The following is a 15,291-nucleotide window of genomic DNA, read 5'->3' as shown; positions in this document are numbered from 1 at the left end:
AAACTAATTTAAATGATTAGCTGTGATAATTAAATTGATAAAAATGAATAGACTCCAAAATCAAGCGTGGATGTTGGAAGGATTGTTAGATTAATCCGTTTTCTGCACTACAGAGGAGCGGAGGAAAGGAGGCGGGGAGATGGGTTGGAGGATTACCGGAGAACAGTTGGCACATATCGGGCTGGGCGCGAACCTGCTTAGTTCAGGCGGAGGCGGAGATACTTACACTTTTCAGGCATTGGCTCAGTCGGTGATTGATCAGCAAGGGATTGATGTTGTGTCTTTTGATGAACTGGGGCCCGAAGATTATGTCGTGATTATCGGAGCTACCGGATCGGCTGCTCTGTGCGAAGAGATGATTCCTTCGGGACAGGAGGTAGTTACCGCACTCCGTGCTTATGAGGAACGTATCGGCCGACGAGCGACTGCTGTTATGCCGCTTAATATTGGAGGCGCGAACGCACTTATTCCACTGATTCTGGCAGCCCAGTGCGGATTGCCTGTGGTGGATGGAGATGGCATGGCCCGGACTTTTCCCGAAGTGCATATGTCTTCACTGCATTTAGCTGAGGTTCAAGGGAACTCGATGGCCATGACCAGCTTATTCGGAGAAACCGTGTATTTGAACGAACCGGATAATATTCTGCTATCGCAGCTTGCGTCACAGACGACACAGGACATGGGAGGTGTTGCTTATTTTGCCGGATTAGGCGTTGGCGGACAGGCGTTATCCACTGCCATTATTCCGCATACATTAAGCACCTGCTGCGAGCTTGGCCGGATTGCCCATGAGACCAGCGATGTGTCGCAGTGCCTGCACGATTTCTTCACCTGCTTCTCCAACTCCATCTACGGTCGTCCGCATGTGCTGATTAGAGGCAAAATCTACGGAGTGCTGCGGCAGTTTGTAGACGGACTGGTGGAGGGCAGCTTTCAAATTGCCGGTACGGGCCGATATGAAGGAACTGCATTGGAGATTCGCTATAAAAATGAGTATTTATCAGCCCGGCAGGGTGACTCATATGTGTGTCTCACCCCAGATTTGCTACTGGTACTTGATGAAGAACGGTTGTCACCCTGTATGGTGGATGAAATAGAAGAAGGCGTGGCCGTGACGGTAATGGGGATTCCTGCACCCAATGTCCTGCGGACAGGTGAATTATTGAGTTACATCGGTCCAGAGGCCAATGGAATTATAGAACCTTATGCACCCGTTGAATGGCTGGCTGGCAAGGGGTGGCTGGAATGAGAATGGGCATTGATGTGGGCAGCACATACACAGACGCTGTAATCATTAGCCAATCAGGCAGGCTGCTTGGGCAAGCCAAGTCCAGGACAACTGCAGATATCTTGTCAGGCATCCGGACTGTAATCGAACAGTTGCTAGTAGAGAGTGGAATAGAGCCGCAGCAAGTCAAGGGGATTTTCATAGGAACCACTCATTTGCTGAACGTCTTGTCCCATGGAAAAGGAATTACGGATACAGCGCTCGTACGGATCTGTTCTCCTTCCAAAATCCATTACGGACTGGGCTGGCCGCCAGCACTCCTGAAGCATGTGAAATGGATGGAGCAGATTCCAGGCGGGTTTGATTTTACGGGCCGGAAGCTAAGCAGGGAAAGTGAGCGACCGGAGCTGGACCGGCTTATCCGGCGTCTGGCAGAGAGTGAAGTTGGCGCAGTCGCTATCGTAGGCACCTTCGCTCCGCTCTACGAGGAAGAGGAGCAACGAATGGCGGCGCTGCTCCGAGAGGCGTTGCCGCAGCTCTCCATCTCACTGTCGCACCAGATTGGCAGTGTAGGGTTTTTGGAGCGCGAGAATGCGACACTGATCAATGCCATGCTCTCCCGGGTCATGGGAGAATCGATCCAGCAACTCTCGGGGCTGTTCGGTGAAAAGCAGTTGCATTGTCCGTATTGGTTCACACAGAACGATGGATCGATTCTCTCCCTTGATCGCGCGGCTGCTTTTCCCGGCTTTGCCGTAGCATCAGGAATTGCCAACAGCTTGCGTGGCAGCGCCTACCTGACCGGCATTCCTGACTGCGTTGTTGTGGATATGGGCGGCAGCAAAACAGAGGTTGGGCTGATCATCGGCGGAGAACCGCAGGAGCATATCAAAAGCGCCAGGCTTCTCGGCATCCGTGTTAATCTGCGGCTGCCAAAGGTGGTGACCCTGCCGTTTGGCGGCGAGAGCCCGGTGTATATCCGAGATGGAGAGATTACTGTTGGGCATGACTGGCCCGTTTCGGGATCAGAAACGAACCTTGCCCATCCTGGACATCTAGAGGGGGAACTGCCGGAAGCAGCGGCGGGCAGCTTGACCGAGGCTTTTCTGCGGCGGCTGCCGGAGGAACATCCCTTGCGCAAGGAATACGGCAAGCCGCTTGGGCATTGGCGGGAAGAAGATGCCGAACAAGTGGTCCGCCGCACTATTGCTGCGCTGCGCGAGACGATTGAGCAGCTCCAGACCGCCAGGGACAAGCTGCCGGTCGTGCTGGTTGGGGGAGGCAGCGCCCTGCTGAAGGAGAAGCTGTTCTATAAATACGGTGAACTTGTGCAGCCGCCGGCATTTCAGTTATGCACTGCGGTCGGCGCTTGTGTAGCGCCGGTAGGGGTGCAGCTGGACCGGATTTGCTGGTTGCAAAACGAGACCAAGGAGGCTGCGCTGCAGAAGGTCAAGCAGGAGGCGATCCAGCAGCTGCTGCAGGGCGGGGCCAGGGAGGATAGCATTTCTTTTGTCCAGATGGAAGAGATTCCGTTTGACTATTATTCAGGAGAAGTGATCCGGTTTCGAATTAGAGCGGTAGGACAGCTGGAGCTGTGAAGAGCTGCATGAATGGAGATCGCTGATGATCTGAACGACACAGTCAGGACTGATTTGCTAGAAAACAGATAAGACAAATGAAGGAGCCAATAGCGTATGCGCAAGATTGAAAAGCACCATTTGGAAGATATTGCACTGGGGGCTGCTGTACTGGGTACCGGTGGAGGAGGCGACCCTTATGTGGGGCAATTGATGGCTATGGCCGCCATTGAGAAATATGGCCCGGTCACCTTGATCTCACCGGAGGAGCTGGAAGATGATGCCTGGGTAGTATCCGTTGGCATGATGGGAGCGCCCACGGTAGTCGTGGAGAAGATCCCCGGCGGCCAAGAGCCGCTGCAGGCTTTTGAAGCGCTAAAGGCGCATACCGGAAAGGAGATCAGCGCGATTTTTCCGATTGAAATCGGAGGGATTAATTCCCTGATTCCGGTTATTCTGGCCGCAACAACCGGACTGCCGCTGGTGGATATTGACGGCATGGGTCGTGCATTCCCGGAGCTGCAGATGGTTACCTTCCATCTGGTAGATATCCCCTCCGGTCCGGTGGCGATGGCTGACGAGAAAGGGAATTCCGTAATCGTGAATGGTGTGGATAGTGTATGGAGTGAGCGGATCGGCCGCCAAGCACTGACTACGATGGGCGGCTCGGTGACGACCTGCGATTATCTGATGCAGGGCTTCCAGCTCAAGGAAGCAGGCATTCATCATACCTTCAGCTTGGCACAGCGTATCGGGGAGACGGTTCGGAGTCTGAAGCATCGGAACCAAAGCCCGGTCGAGGCGCTGGTAGAAGAAGTAGCGGGAACGCTGCTGTTCACCGGCAAGGTCAACAACTTGTTGCGCCGGAACAGCGGAGGGTTCACCAAAGGCGAAGTGAGTCTAAGCGGTCTGGGGCAGGATCAAGGCCGGACGTTCACCCTGTACTTCCAGAATGAATTTTTGGTGGCAGAGGCTGACGGAGAAGTGGTGGCAACCACACCGGATCTGCTGACCGTTGTGGATGTAGAGACAGGGGTTCCGGTGACTACCGAATCCCTGCGTTACGGCAACCGGCTAGCGGTAATTGCTATTCCCTGCAACGAAAAATGGAGAACGGTGAAGGGGATTGAAACGGCGGGTCCGCGTTATTTCGGATACAACGTAGATTACATCCCGTTGGGTGAAGAAAGCAAGGAAAGAAGGGTGCTTCAATGAGCTACAGAATCGGAATTGATGTTGGTGGTACGCATACTGATGCGGTCATTATGGATAACAACAGGCAGTTGGTCAGCAAAATAAAGGTGCCCACAACCGAAGACATCGGGTCAGGTATTAAGCGCGCCATCGCCGGCCTGCTTACACAGAGCGAGTTAGACCCGCGCGAAATTCAGTTCGCTATGCTGGGAACAACACATTGTACCAACGCTATCGTCGAACGCCGGAATCTGGCCAAAATTGGAGTCGTGAGAATTGGCGCGCCAGCGAGCCTGGCGATTCCCCCGTTCCTGAACTGGCCGAAGGAACTGCTCGATAAGGTATTCGTCGGCAGCCATATTATCAGTGGGGGCCATGAGTTCGACGGACGTAGAATCGCTCCGTTGGATGAGGCTGCACTACGTGAGATGGCCGCTGAATGGAAGGGCAAGGTGGCGGCGGTAGCTATAACCTCTATTTTCTCACCGGTAGACTCCGGCGATGAGCAGCGCGCACAAGAGATCTTCCGGGAGATTCTCGGCGATGACATCCATTACTCGCTGTCAAGCGAAATTGGCAGCATCGGACTGATCGAGCGTGAGAATGCCACGATCTTGAATGCGGCTTTGGTTCATGTGGCGCGCTTGATGGTACGGGGATTCGAGGAGTCGCTGGCTGAGAATGGCATTCGTGGGGCGAGAATCTTCCTCGGTCAGAATGACGGTACGCTCATGACCTCGGATTACGCGCTCCGCTTCCCGGTGCTGACCATTGCTTCCGGTCCGACAAACAGCATCCGAGGTGCAGCCTATCTGACTGATGCCAAGGGGGCGCTGGTGCTAGATGTAGGCGGAACAACGACGGATATCGGTGTGCTAGTTCAGGGCTTCCCGCGTGAATCGTCTTTGGTCGCTCAGATTGGCGGCGTACGGACGAACTTCCGAATGCCGGATTTGCTGTCCTTTGGGCTTGGCGGTGGAACTCGGATTCGCGGAGAGGGTGATACCTTGACTGTCGGACCGGACAGTGTGGGTTATCTGTTGCCTGAGAAAGGGCTGGTCTTCGGCGGCACGGATCTCACAGCGACTGACATAGCTGTCGCAAAGGGGTTGACTGAACTGGGGGACCGCGGTAAATTGGGCAGCTTGTCTCCGCAACTGGTGGAGTCGGCTTATGCAACGATGATTGATCTGGTGGAGGAAGCTATCGACAAGATGAAGACCACATCTGATGATATTCCGGCCATCGTGGTCGGTGGAGGCAGCATTATTCTTCCCGATCAGTTGACTGGTGTGTCCGAAGTCATTCGCCCGCTCCACTTCGAGGTGGCAAATGCCATTGGTGTGACCATTGCTGAAGTGAGCGGTCAGGTAGAGAAAATCTATTCCTTGGAGGAATGGGGACGAGACCAGGCGCTGGAGGAAGCCAAACGTTTGGCTGCCGGTGAAGCGGAAGCGGCAGGCGCAAGTGCTGATTCCGTCGAGATTGTTGATATTGAAGAGGTGCCATTGGCTTACTTGCCAGGGAATGCTGTACGTATCCGGGTCAAGGCTGTCGGTCAGCTCACAATATAGATTAGGACTGCCAATAGGAGATTAGAAAGCGGGGAGAAGAGAATGATGAAGAAGAGATCAAGAAATACGCTGCTGTTGCTGATGCTAAGTGTAATGTTGGTGTTATCAGCCTGCGGCAGCAAGGGTAATACAACGGCAGCTAACACAGGCAGCAATACTGGAAGTAATACAGGGAGCAACACTTCGAGCGGAAATGCGCCGAAAGGCGGAATTGCCGTTTACAGCGTGAACAGCGATGTGATGACCTTCTGGGACCCGAGTGACAGCTTCAGTAATGAGATTATCGCGATGCACAATATGTACGAAACGCTTTTGCGCTACAATGCGCAAACGAAGACCTTCGACAAGGTGCTGGCTGAAGATTATAGCAAATCGGCGGATGGCCTGACTTGGACTTTCAAGCTGCGCAAAGGTATTAAATTCCATACGGGAGCAGAACTGAGTGCAGATCTGGTTAAGAAGTCCATTGAGCGAACCATCAAGAGAGGTAAGGGCGCTTCCTACATCTGGGAATCCGTTAAGGAAATCAACGTAGTCGATCAATACACGGTAGAGTTTAAGCTGAAATATGCCGAAGCACTGGATAACGTGGTTTCTGCGGGCTACTCCGCCTTTATCTTTGATGCTGACGCGCTGGATAAGAACGGTGAAGATTGGATCAACGAAGGTCATGACGTAGGTTCCGGTCCCTACACTGTTCAGAAGTGGACCAAGGGCAGCGATCTAGTCCTGACCAGCTATCCTGAATATTGGAAAGGCTGGACGCCTAAAAATTTTGAAAAGGTAGTGTTCAAAACGACGCCGGAAGCCAATACCCGCCAGCAGCAGTTGGAAGCAGGCGAAGTCGATATCACTAACCAGCTTACCCCTGAAATGTTGAAATCTCTGGACGGCAAACCTGGAGTTCAAGTTCTGAAGACAGAGGCGTTCCAGAACCTGACGCTGCAGATGAATACGCTGAAAGCACCATTCAACAATCCGAAGGCGCGTCAGGCGCTGGCCTATGCTCTCAACTACGACAGCATTGTTAAAGATATTATGGGCGGCATGGCAGAGCAGTCGACTGGTTACCTGCCGAAGGGTCTATGGGGCCAAGATTCGAGTCTGTTCAAATATTCCTACAATCCGGACAAAGCGAAAGAGCTACTGAAAGAAGCAGGTGTATCCGGAGGGAAACTGTCAATCACGTATTTGTCCGGTGACGAGGCTGAGCGTCAAGTGGCTGAACTGCTGAAGGTTGAGCTGGCCAAAGTCGGATTGGATCTTGAGATTAAAGGAATGACTTGGGATGCTCAATGGGATCTGGCCAAGTCTCCGGATGCCAGCCAGCGTCAGGACTTGTTCCTGCTCTACTACTGGTCGGGTTATTCGGATCCTTATGGCTACCTCAGCATTGCCTACAAAACTGAAAATCCAATTGTCTATAACCTAGGCTATTACAGCAATCCCAAGTTTGACAGCTTGATTGACCAAGCGCGGAAAAGCGCCGGTTCCAACCGCGACGGAGCAACTGCCTTGTACAAGCAAGCCCAAGAAATTCTGATCAATGATGCTCCGGGTATTTCTATTTTTGATCTGAAGTACGGTTATGCTTTGCGTGATAACTTCAAGGGCTTCAGCAGCAACCCTTATTATGCCAACGTAGTGTTCTTCTACGACACTTACCGGGAATAGGCTGATGATCCGCTTTATCATTAAAAGACTCTTGCTGGGACTCTTTGTCCTGGCAGGAGTCTCCGTGATTACATTTACAGTTGCGCGTGTGGTTCCGTCTGACCCCGCTGCACGTTGGGTGGGGCCGCGCGCGAATGCGGAGCAGATTGCGGCGGCACGCATCGAGCTTGGTCTCGACAAGCCGCTGCCGCAGCAATACATCACTTATATGAAGGGCTTGTTCACAGGAGACTGGGGAACCTCGATCCGTACCCACCAGCCGGTGCTGAGAGAGTTACTGTCCTTTCTTCCGTCCAGCTTGGAGCTGATTCTGGCGGGGATGCTAATAGCAGTAGTCATCGGCATTCCATTAGGAGTGATATCAGCGGTTAAAAAGGATTCTTGGATTGACCAGCTAACCCGCACTTTCAGTGTTGGGGGTGTATCCATTCCTACCTTTTGGCTGGGTCTGATCTTACAGTTGGTATTTTTCCGTCAGCTAAGTCTTTTTCCGCTTGGAGAACGGGTAAGCACAAATACTTCGCTGTTGTATCCTATTGATAACTGGACTGGATTCTATTTGCTGGATTCCCTGCTCCAGGGCAACTTTGATTTCTTCAAGGATGCAGCGCTGCATCTGGTACTGCCCGCGCTGACCATGGCGGCGTATCCCTTGGGACTGGTTATACGCATGATCCGTTCGTCGATGATTGACGTGCTTGGCGAGGAGCATATCCGTGTGCTGAAGGCCTATGGTATCCCGGCTTGGCGCAGAGTCTTTGTCTATGGACTTAAAAACGCCCTGGGTCCTACGGCGACCTCGCTGGGTCTGACCTTTGCCTACGCGCTGACCTCCACGTTTCTGATCGAAGCGGTGTTTAGCTGGCCAGGTCTCGGCATGTATGCTTCACAGGCGATTTTGGCTAATGATTATCCGGTGACGATGGCGATTACATTTCTCGTTACCGTGACTTATATTCTGATTAATCTGCTTGTTGATGTTGTAGTTGCTATGCTCGATCCCCGGATTAAGCTGTATCAGAACGCTTAGAGCAGCTATGCTCCATTACATGATTAGGAGGAAAACGACTGATGAATTCAAACTCGCTGCCGGCGCCGCTTCCTCCGGTGATCGAAGAGACATCTGCAGGACGGGGCTATAAGCTCAAGGAGTTTATCCTGTTTCTGCGGGTTCACAAGCTAGCGGCTATCGGCCTATCTATTATTGTGATTCTGCTTATTATTGCCGTGATTGGTCCCCTGATCTCTCCTTATCCTGATGATGCCTACAAAGCAGTCCATCTGGAGAACAAGCTGCTGCCCCCTTCCTGGGCGCATTTATTCGGGACGGATGAATTGGGACGAGACCTGTTGACACGGACCATTTACGGCACCAGATTGTCTTTTCAGATCGGCATTTCGGTTATTTTATTGTCCATCCTGATCGGGATTCCTTATGGTCTGATCTCCGGCTATTTCGGCGGCTGGGTGGACAATGTGATGATGCGGGTCTGTGAAGTGTTTCTGAGCTTTCCGTCGATGCTACTATCTATTTCGATTGTAGCCCTGCTCGGGCCATCGCTTAATAATATGATGCTCTCCATTGCCCTGTCGTGGTGGCCTTGGTTCGCGCGGTTAATGCGCAGTGAGGCGGTTGCGATCAAAGAACGGGGTTTTGTGGAAGCGGCCAAGTCGATGGGCGTTCATCCGCTTGTCATTATTTTTCGGCATATTTGGCCCAATTCACTTTCTGTCATTATTGTGCAGATTTCGATGGCCTTCGGCTCGGTCATCCTGACGGCAGCATCGCTCAGCTTTCTTGGGCTTGGCGCGCAGCCGCCGACGCCGGAGTGGGGACTGATCATAAGTACAGGCCGGGCCTACTTCTTGACCAATTGGTGGTATGTTACGTTTCCGGGCGTGTTCATTCTGCTGACGGTCATGGCCTTTAATTTTCTGGGCGACGGGCTACGGGATTATCTCGATCCGAAGACCAGAAACAGCTAGAAAAGAGGTGTATCCATGAATGAACTGCTGAGAGTGGAGCAGCTTCGAGTCCGTATCGAGACCCGGGAGCGTCAAGTCACCGCGCTGGATCTGGACCATATTTCTTTGCAAAAGGGTGAGATGCTCGCACTGGTGGGGGAGACGGGATCGGGTAAATCCCTGACGGCATCGTCGATCCTGCAGCTTTTCCCAACAGCGGCAGCCCGGATTACTGGAGGCCGGGTGCTGTTTAATGGTACCAACCTGCTGGAAGCATCACCCAGCGTGATGAATGGCATTCGCGGGAAAGAAATCTCGATGATTTTTCAGGACCCGATGAGCTCGCTGAATCCGGTTTTCCGCATCGGCAAGGTGATGCTAGAAATTATCCGCAGGTACACGGGTGCTGGAAAAAAACAGGCTAAGCAACTGGCGGAAGAGTCGCTGAAGTTCGTAGGGCTGCCGGACCCGTCCGGCATCATGCGCCGCTATCCGCACGAGCTTAGCGGCGGACAGCGTCAGCGGGTGGCCATAGCTATGGCGATAGTCTGTAAGCCTAAGCTGTTAATTGCCGATGAGCCAACCACAGCACTGGATGTGACCATCCAATCGCAAATCCTGTACCTGATCAACAAATTGAAGGAAGAAGAAGGCATGTCGGTGCTCTTCATTACCCACAACTTGGGGATTGTCTCGCAGATGGCTGACCGCATCGCAGTGATGTATGCCGGAAGTATCGTGGAGACAGGGCGGACGGATGAAGTTTTCCGGTTTCCCCGTCATCCGTATACCCGGCTACTGCTTGACGCCATACCGAAACTCCGGGAGCGCCGGGACCGGCTGCCCGTAATCGCTGGCACTGCGGTGCTGAAGGAGGCGGCAGGCGGACAAGGCTGCAGCTTTGCTGGACGCTGCCCACGGGCGACTGAGCGCTGCACTGCGGAGAAGCCCCAGCTTAGGGCTGTGGTCTCCAGCCATGAGATAGCTTGCTTTCATCCTTGGGAAGAGGAGCGGTGAGGAGAGAATGACAGAAGTTCTAGTCGAAATCGATAACCTAAGTAAATATTTCACTGTACGCTCCGGCTGGTTCGGTGCCAGTAAGACACTGCATGCCGTGGACAACGTCAGTCTTAGTCTGCATAAGGGGGAGTGCTTTGGTCTGGTTGGGGAATCCGGCTGCGGTAAAAGCACGCTGTCACGGACGCTGCTCCAACTGTATGCGCCTACCACGGGAACGATCCGGATTGCAGGCTCGGATATATCGTCCGTCACACGGCGGGTGCGGCGCCGGAATACCAGGAACGTACAGATGGTGTTTCAGGATTCCTATTGGTCGATGAATCCGAAGCTGCGGGTCGGGGATGTCGTCGGCGAGCCGCTGCGGACACATACGAAGCTGTCGGCCGCCGAGCGTAACCGGAAAGTTGCTATTCTGCTGGAGCAGGTGGGTCTGCCCGCCGACTTTGCCCGCCGGTTCCCGAGCCAGCTCAGCGGAGGTCAGCGGCAGCGCATCGGAATTGCCAGAGCCATTGCCTTGCAGCCGGAGCTGCTCATCCTGGATGAGCCGACCTCCGCGCTGGATATGTCCGTTCAGGCGCAGATTCTGAATCTGCTCAAGGATTTGCAGGAGGAGCAGCAGCTTACGTATCTGTTCGTCTCGCATGACCTCAGCGTGGTGCGGCATATGTGCACCCGTATGGCGGTTATGTATTTGGGACAGATCGTGGAGACCGGGACAACCGAGCAGATTTTTGCCCATCCGCTCCATCCCTACACCCGTATGCTAATGCAAGCAGTCCCTGATATTGAGGGGAATGCGGAGCTGACATTCTATGACGGAGAGATGCCCAAAGCGATCGATCCTCCGGTCGGCTGTCGCTTCGCCTCGCGCTGTCCGCATGTAATTGAGAAATGTACCCAGGAGAATCAGAGCCTGCGGGAATTGGACGGAGACCGATCCGTCCGCTGCCATCTGGCTATGTAGAAGTGAGTTCAATTCTGCGGGCACTAGATAGAATAGGCATCCGTGGCGGTGAAAAGGCAGTCCCGCAAGTGAGAGAGCACCCTGCAGGTCATTGCCGCCAAGTAGGCCCTGCAGGGTGCTTATTGTTTGTGTTCAGAAATCTTATGATTCGAGGAGGGGAAACGATGCGTATTGCCACAGACATCGGAGGTACCTTTACCGATCTGGTCTATGTGAATGATATTGGTGAGATCGGTGTCGCGAAGAGTGACACCACCCCCGGCCAATTTGAGCAGGGGGTGCTCGACGTCATTCGGCGGAGCGGTGTGAACCCATATCATATTGACGATTTTATTCATGGTACTACCGTGATCATTAATGCGCTGACCGAGCGCAAAGGGGCGAAGACCGGGCTGATTACAACCAAAGGCTTCCGCGATGTGCTGGAGATCGCCCGCGGCAACCGTCCTGATCTGTTCAACGTGCGCTACTTGAAGCCCGCTCCGTTCGTGCCGAGACATCTTCGGCTGGAGGTGAGCGAGCGCCTGGATTATACAGGCGCTGTCGTAGCTCCGCTGGCTGCAGCGGAATTGAAGGCTGCTGTGCAGCAGCTAAAGGCTGAGGGAGTAGAGGCTGTAGCGATTTCTTTCCTGCATGCCTACACCAATCCCGCCCACGAGCAGGAGGCGCTGCGGTTGATTGCCGAATGGTGGCCTGAGGTCCAAATTACGGCTTCGCATGAGATTTCTCAGGAGTGGCGCGAATATGAGCGCACCAATACTGCTGTGCTGAACTCCTATGTAAAGCCAACCGCAGCCGCTTACATTGACCATATGGAGCAGCGGCTAACGGCGGAGGGTGTGAATGGGCGCAGGTATGTGATGCAGTCCAATGCGGGAATGACCTCGTTCAGACAGGCGAAGCAGACTCCGATCCAGATGGTTGAGTCAGGTCCGGTGGCGGGGATTTTTGGTGCAGCGATCCTGGGGAAATGGATTGGCGAGGAGAACATTATCGCTTTTGACATCGGAGGAACGACTGCGAAGTGCTCGCTGATCGACAAGGGTGAAGTGAAGGTGACTACGGATTATAAAATTGAGCAGAACGAGCGCAATGCCGGCTATCCGGTCAAGGTTCCTGTGGTCGATATTGTAGAGATCGGGACTGGAGGAGGCTCGATTGCCTGGATCGATGAAGGGGGCTCGCTGCGCGTAGGACCTAAGTCGGCTGGGGCGTTGCCAGGTCCGGTAGCTTACGGCCGTGGGGGTCAAGCGCCGACCACGACGGATGCCAACCTGTTGACCGGGCGCTTATCGCTGGACAACTTCGCTTCTCCTGCCAGTATGGAGACAGTGCGGCAAGCAATCGAAGAACAGATTGCCACACCCTTCGGCCTCTCTGCTGATGAGGCTGCGCTGGGGATTCTTCGGATTGCCAATTCGAATATGCTGAATGCACTCAAGCTAGTATCGGTACGCAGAGGCTATGATCCGCGTGATTTCACCCTGATCGCCTTCGGTGGCGGCGGACCGCTGCATGCGGCGGCGCTGGCCAGGGAGCTCGGTGTGCGCAAGGTGGTCGTGCCTTTTGCCTCGTCCGTATTTTCGGCTTGGGGAATGCTCATGACCGACCTGCGGAAGGACCATATCCAGACGTATATTCGGCGCATTGAGCGTCTGGATCTTGCGGAATTGAACGGGATATTGGCGCAAATTCAGGAATCAGGTCTCCAGGCTTATCTTGATGAAGGCTTGCGCCGCGAGGACATTGCCTGGGTACGTTATGCAGATATGCGTTATCTGGGTCAGGAACATACCGTGAAGGTAATCATGCCTGAAGAGGATTTGACCGCAGCACTGCTGGCGGAGCTGAGCAGCCAATTCCACGAGATCCATGAGCGGGAGTATACTTTCCGCCTGGAGGGGGTACCTGTTGAGATAGTGAATCTGCATGTCAGTACCGTCGGTTCTGTGCGCAAGCCTGTACCGAAGCCGCTGGCGGGACATGGCTCTGATGCTTCTGATGCGCATACAGGAACCCGCCCAGTGCTTTTCGATGAGGCTAATTGGCTGAATACTCCGGTCTATAACCGAAATAAACTTCAGCCGGGGAATGAGATCGAAGGGCCTGCCATTGTGGAGGAGCCTTCTTCATCGGTTGTCGTGTACCCGGGGCAGCGGCTCGCTATGGACGGCTACGGAAATTTGATCATTGAGACGGAGGTGCATAGCAGATGACGGCTGGCAGCATGATTGATCCTTTTACCCGAGAGATTGTCAAAGATTCGCTCGTCGCCATTGGCGAGGAGATGTTCTATTCGCTGGCCCGCACTTCCATGAGCCCGATCATCTATGAGGTGCTGGATTTCGCCAGTGGACTAACCGATGCCCAAGGCCAATTACTGACCCAGGGGAACGGGGTTACAGGCTTCATCGGCATGCTTACCTTTATGGTGAAGAATGCTTTGGACAAATTTGGTCCGGAGGGACTTCATCCCGGCGATGTCATTATTCTGAATGATCCCTATGGCGGCGGCGGTTCGCATCTTTCGGATGTCGGACTGGTCATGCCTATTTTCCATGAAGGGGAGCTGGTGGCCTTTGCGGCCAATAAAGCGCACTGGACAGAGGTAGGCGGTAAAGATCCTGGCTCATGGACGACCGATTCCACTGAAATTTATCAGGAAGGTCTGCAATTCCCTACAATCAAGCTGTTCAACAAAGGGGAGATTAATCAGGCGCTCATTGATCTGATCGAAGCAAATGTACGTTTTCCGAACTTGTCGCTTGGAGATATGTGGGCCCAAATTGCCGGATTGCGGACGGGGGAGCGAAGATTCGGCGAGCTCTGTAGTAAATACGGCAAGCAGACGGTGCAAGCATCGATAGACTTTCTGTTGGATCATGGGGAACAAGTGTCCAGACAACAACTGAGCTTGCTGCCGGCAGGGGTCTATGAAGCGGAAGATGAGGTGGAGGATGATGGCTTCGGCAACGGGCCGTTTCCGGTAAGGGTCAAGGTGACGATTACCGCCGATGAGTTCATCTGCGATTTCCGCGGCAGTCATCCGCAGGTGAAAGGGCCAATGAATGCTTCCTATACCGCGCTTGTCTCCTCGGTACGGACGATTTTTCTGGCAGTGACCAATCCTTCGCAGGATGTGAATGACGGGGTGTTCCGTCCGCTGCGTGTCATTACCGACCGGAAATCGATTTTGTCGGCGGAGCGGCCAGCGGCGGTATCAACCTATTGGGAGAGCATGCAGTTCGGGGCGGAGCTGGTTTGGAAGGCGCTGGCCCCGGTCATTCCGGACCGTTTGAACGCGGGGCATCTGCTCTCGGTCTGCGGGATTATACTAAGCGGCGTCCATCCCGTTACACAAGAGCCTTATCTGATCGTTGAGCCTTCTGTAGGCGGCTGGGGGGCAGGCAGTGACATGGATGGGCTGGCCGGTCAATTCTGTATCGGGGATGGGGAAACCTATAACGTTCCGGTTGAGGTGGCGGAAGCGCGCTATGGGATCAGGGTTGATGAGTACAGTCTGACTGCTGACGGTGCGGGAGCCGGGGAGTTCCGTGGGGGGAGCGGAGTGATCCGTGCCTATCGTACTTTAAGTGACGAGCACTCCTTCTCGGGTACCTTTGGGCGGCATGAGATTGTCCCATGGGGTTTAAATGGCGGACTTGCAGGATCAGGCAACGTCATTGAAATCCGGAAGGCGGATGGCCGGCAAGTGCAGCAACTGGGCATCTGCGCCAGAGTTCCCCTTGATCAAGGAGACGTGGTACGCTTGATCACGGCTACGGGCGGCGGATACGGCAACCCGCTACTGCGTCCCGCTGACAAGGTGCTGGCCGATTGGAAGGACGGCTATATCAGCTTAGAGCAAGCACGTGATCTATATGGGCTTGTGATTGATCCTGCTACGGGACATCTGGAGCAGATTACTGCTGCCCGCGCTGCGCTGGGCTGAGAAGCGGGGGAATCGCTGACGACCAAGTGGCGGGCGTAGGACAGGAATTGCGAGCAAGATGGAGAGGATAGCTTGCCGCAATTTGATGACTATTATCGTTTCATATTCAACAAAGAAAGGCCTTGTTAGCTTTACTAAACAAG

At 53.9% G+C, this 15,291-nt stretch carries 11 protein-coding genes; all 11 read left to right on the top strand.

Annotation, left to right across the window (positions count from 1 at the left end; genetic code table 11):
* Positions 1-139 precede the first annotated feature (139 nt).
* The 11 genes from ACFVU8_RS21455 to ACFVU8_RS21405 all read left to right on the top strand — a co-directional run bounded on the left by ACFVU8_RS21455 (position 140) and on the right by ACFVU8_RS21405 (position 15,148).
* Positions 140-1,249, top strand: a complete 1,110-nt coding sequence (locus ACFVU8_RS21455) for an S-methyl thiohydantoin desulfurase family protein (protein WP_387430068.1) — start codon at positions 140-142, stop codon at positions 1,247-1,249.
* Positions 1,246-2,826, top strand: a complete 1,581-nt coding sequence (locus ACFVU8_RS21450) for a hydantoinase/oxoprolinase N-terminal domain-containing protein (RefSeq protein WP_387430066.1) — start codon at positions 1,246-1,248, stop codon at positions 2,824-2,826. Before ACFVU8_RS21455 ends, ACFVU8_RS21450 begins: the two co-directional genes overlap by 4 nt.
* Positions 2,827-2,922: 96 nt before the next feature.
* The gene (locus tag ACFVU8_RS21445; RefSeq protein WP_379464964.1) at positions 2,923-4,020 is read left to right on the top strand and encodes an S-methyl thiohydantoin desulfurase family protein; all 1,098 of its coding nucleotides are present in this window, start codon (positions 2,923-2,925) and stop codon (positions 4,018-4,020) included.
* Positions 4,017-5,573, top strand: coding sequence for a hydantoinase/oxoprolinase N-terminal domain-containing protein (locus ACFVU8_RS21440; RefSeq protein WP_175374218.1), 1,557 nt, complete (start codon positions 4,017-4,019; stop codon positions 5,571-5,573). Before ACFVU8_RS21445 ends, ACFVU8_RS21440 begins: the two co-directional genes overlap by 4 nt.
* A 42-nt stretch (positions 5,574-5,615) precedes the next feature.
* On the top strand, positions 5,616-7,247 hold the full coding sequence (locus ACFVU8_RS21435; protein ID WP_175374219.1) for an ABC transporter substrate-binding protein: 1,632 nt from the start codon (positions 5,616-5,618) through the stop codon (positions 7,245-7,247).
* A 4-nt stretch (positions 7,248-7,251) separates the two neighbouring features.
* A complete protein-coding gene (locus ACFVU8_RS21430; protein WP_066374109.1) occupies positions 7,252-8,277 on the top strand; it encodes an ABC transporter permease in 1,026 nt (341 codons plus the stop codon).
* A 41-nt stretch (positions 8,278-8,318) separates the two neighbouring features.
* Positions 8,319-9,233: an ABC transporter permease gene (locus tag ACFVU8_RS21425; protein ID WP_387430065.1), complete on the top strand. Its 915-nt coding sequence runs from the start codon at positions 8,319-8,321 to the stop codon at positions 9,231-9,233.
* 15 nt (positions 9,234-9,248) lie between these two features.
* The gene (locus ACFVU8_RS21420; RefSeq protein ID WP_387430064.1) at positions 9,249-10,229 is read left to right on the top strand and encodes an ABC transporter ATP-binding protein; all 981 of its coding nucleotides are present in this window, start codon (positions 9,249-9,251) and stop codon (positions 10,227-10,229) included.
* Positions 10,230-10,236: 7 nt separating this feature from the next.
* Positions 10,237-11,196 (top strand): ABC transporter ATP-binding protein, encoded by a 960-nt coding sequence (locus ACFVU8_RS21415; protein ID WP_387430062.1) that lies wholly within the window; start codon positions 10,237-10,239, stop codon positions 11,194-11,196.
* Positions 11,197-11,360: 164 nt separating this feature from the next.
* Positions 11,361-13,412, top strand: coding sequence for a hydantoinase/oxoprolinase family protein (locus ACFVU8_RS21410; protein WP_387430060.1), 2,052 nt, complete (start codon positions 11,361-11,363; stop codon positions 13,410-13,412).
* Positions 13,409-15,148 (top strand): hydantoinase B/oxoprolinase family protein, encoded by a 1,740-nt coding sequence (locus ACFVU8_RS21405; protein WP_387430058.1) that lies wholly within the window; start codon positions 13,409-13,411, stop codon positions 15,146-15,148. The genes ACFVU8_RS21410 and ACFVU8_RS21405 overlap by 4 nt, the downstream gene beginning before the upstream one ends.
* Positions 15,149-15,291 lie beyond the last annotated feature (143 nt).

The organism is Paenibacillus sp. NPDC058177 (assembly GCF_042883835.1).
Classification (GTDB): domain Bacteria; phylum Bacillota; class Bacilli; order Paenibacillales; family Paenibacillaceae; genus Paenibacillus_AQ; species Paenibacillus_AQ agri.
Note: the sequence above shows the minus strand (reverse complement) of the source record. Positions and strands in the feature narration are given on the sequence as shown.